General features: G+C 75.3%; 2 protein-coding genes and 1 pseudogene. All 3 read left to right on the forward strand.

Annotated elements, in window-relative coordinates; genetic code table 11:
• Positions 1 to 857: acetate--CoA ligase family protein (locus JS521_RS25605; RefSeq protein WP_205085320.1), on the forward strand; the 857-nt coding region annotated here is incomplete at its 5' end.
• A gap of 87 nt (positions 858 to 944) precedes the next feature.
• Entirely contained in the window at positions 945 to 1,541 is a 597-nt protein-coding gene (locus JS521_RS25610) for a DUF5998 family protein (RefSeq protein WP_030080056.1), read from the forward strand.
• Positions 1,541 to 2,434: pseudogene (locus tag JS521_RS25615) on the forward strand (alkaline phosphatase family protein); the annotation flags it as partial. The gene JS521_RS25610 and the pseudogene JS521_RS25615, both read left to right, overlap by 1 nt.
• Positions 2,435 to 2,563: the final 129 nt, after the last annotated feature.

The raw sequence follows: 2,563 nt of genomic DNA on the forward strand, positions 1-2,563 counted from the left end.
CCGCCGCCACTGGGCGTACTTCACGGCCTCGGCGAGAGCCCGTACGGCGCGTTCGGCGGCGGCAGGCGGCCGTGCCGGGCAAGATCCCCGAGTTCCTCGACGACACCATCGACGAGGCCGGGGCCGCCGCCCTGATCGAGGCGCAGCTCGCCACCGCCCCCGACCCGCGCGGACGCCCGCTCACCCACCACGAGGCCCGCGAACTGCTCGGCCGCTACGGCATCGACGTACGCCCCACGCTCCCCGCCCCCGACCCCGAGGCTGCCGTCGCCGCGGCGGCCCGGCTCGGCTACCCGGTGGCCCTCAAGACCACCGCACCCCACCTGCGCCACCGCGCCGACCTCGGCGGGGTCCGCCTCGACGTCGCCGACGAGGAGGCGCTGCGCCGGGCGTACGGAGAGCTCACCGACCTCCTCGGCAAGCCCGCCGAACTGCTCCCCGTCGTCCAGGCGATGGCCCCGCGCGGCGTGGACACCGTCGTGCGGGCCTCCATCGACGCGGCCGCCGGGGCCGTCCTCTCCTTCGGCCTCGCGGGCGCGCCCTCCGAACTGCTCGGCGACACCGCGCACCGGCTGGTCCCCGCCACCGACCGTGACGCCGCCGAGCTGATCCGGTCCATCCGGGCGGCCCCGGTGCTGTTCGGCTGGCGCGGCTCGGCCCCGGTCGACACGGCCGCGCTCGAAGAGCTGCTGCTCAGGCTGTCCCGGCTGGTCGACGACCACCCCGAGGTGGTCTCCGTCGCCCTCGAACCGGTCGTGGTCGCCCCGCAGGGACTGACCGTGCTCGGCGCGAGCGTCCGGCTCGCCCCACCGCCCGCCCGGGGCGACCTCGGCCCCCGCCGCCTTCCGAACTACTGAGACCCACCGGCAATCGGGGGCTGGTCCGACCGCCGGTGACCACCGGGGCGTCCCCGGCAGTCACCGGCCCGCCGTAGGATGGTGCTCATGGCAAAGACCGGTACGACGACCCAGGGGCTGCGCGCGGCGATCGAGCGCAGCGGCTACTACCCGGCCCTCGTGGCCGAGGCGGTGGAGGCCGCCGTCGGCGGGGAACCGGTCGCTTCGTACCTGGTCCACCAGGAGACCACGTTCGACTCCAACGAGGTCCGCCGTCATGTGACCGTCCTCGTCCTGACCGAGCACCGGTTCATCGTCAGCCACACCGACGAGCAGGCCGCCGACACCAGCTCCCCGACGCCGTACGCCACCACCTCCACCGAGTCGGTGAAGCTGGAGCGGATCTCCTCCGTCGTCGTCAGCCGCGTGGTGGCCAACCCGGAGAAGTACGTCCCGGGCACCCTGCCCCGCGAGGTCGTCCTGACCATCGGCTGGGGCGCGGTCTCCCGGATCGACCTGGAGCCCGCCGCCTGCGGCGACTCCAACTGCGAGGCCGACCACGGCTACACCGGCAGCTCCACCGCCGACGACCTGAGCCTGCGGGTCAGCGAGGCCGGCGACGGCCCCGACGCCGTGCGCCAGACCCTCGCCTTCGCCCAGTCGCTCTCCGAGGCCACGGCCGCCACCGCGGCGAGTGGCCGCTGATGGCCCAGCCCGCCTGGCAGGACCCCGTCCCGCTGTCCCTCGACACCGCGCCCGTCCCGGAGTACGGCAGCGGCTCGCTCGCCGACCTGCTGCCGACGCTCGCCGCCGGACAGGAGGTGCCGGGCTTCACCGCCGCGATCCCCGAGCTGACCCCGGCCGACCGGAACTGCGTCTTCCTGATCGACGGCCTCGGCTGGGAGCAGATCAAGGCCCACCCGGACGAGGCCCCCTTCCTGCACTCGCTCCTCCCCACCTCCCGGGGCGGCACCGGCCGCCCGCTCACCGCGGGCTTCCCCTCCACCACCGCGACCTCGCTCGCCTCGGTCGGTACGGGGCTGCCGCCCGGTGAGCACGGCCTTCCCGGCTACACCGCGCGCAACCCGGAGACCGGCGAGCTGATGAACCAGCTCCGCTGGAAGCCGTGGACCGCGCCGAAGGTCTGGCAGCCCTACCCCACGGTCTTCCAGCTCGCCGACGCCGCGGGCGTACACACCGCGCAGGTCTCCGCGCCGACGTTCGAGCAGACCCCGCTCACCAAGGTCGCGCTCAGCGGCGGCTCCTTCCTCGGCCGGCTCTCGGGCGAGGACCGGATGGACGTCGCCGCCGAGCGCCTGGCCGCCGGCGACCGCTCGCTCGTCTACACGTACTACAGCGAGGTCGACGGCAAGGGCCACCGCTTCGGCACCGACTCCGACGCCTGGCGCGGCCAGCTGATGTACGTCGACGGGCTCGCCCGCCGCCTCGCCGAGCAGCTCCCGCCGCGCTCCGCGCTCTACATCACCGCCGACCACGGCATGATCGACATCCCCTTCGACGAACAGTCCCGGATCGACTTCGACGAGGACTGGGAACTGAGCGCGGGCGTCGCCCTCCTCGGCGGCGAGGGCCGGGGCCTCCTCGGCGGCCGGAGCCGCGGCCGCGGCCGGCGCGCCGGGGCCCTCGGGCATTAACGCCCCCGCCGCGCCCCCCCCCCCGGGCGCCCGCGCCCGGCCCGTGGAGGGCGACAAACACCCCGCCGCCGG

Source organism: Streptomyces durocortorensis (genome assembly GCF_016901035.1).
Classification (GTDB): domain Bacteria; phylum Actinomycetota; class Actinomycetes; order Streptomycetales; family Streptomycetaceae; genus Streptomyces; species Streptomyces durocortorensis.

What these genes read in the sequence shown, in the direction of transcription:
- JS521_RS25610 (WP_030080056.1), top strand. Translation starts at nt 945, where the DNA reads ATGGCAAAGACCGGTACGACGACCCAGGGGCTGCGCGCGGCGATCGAG.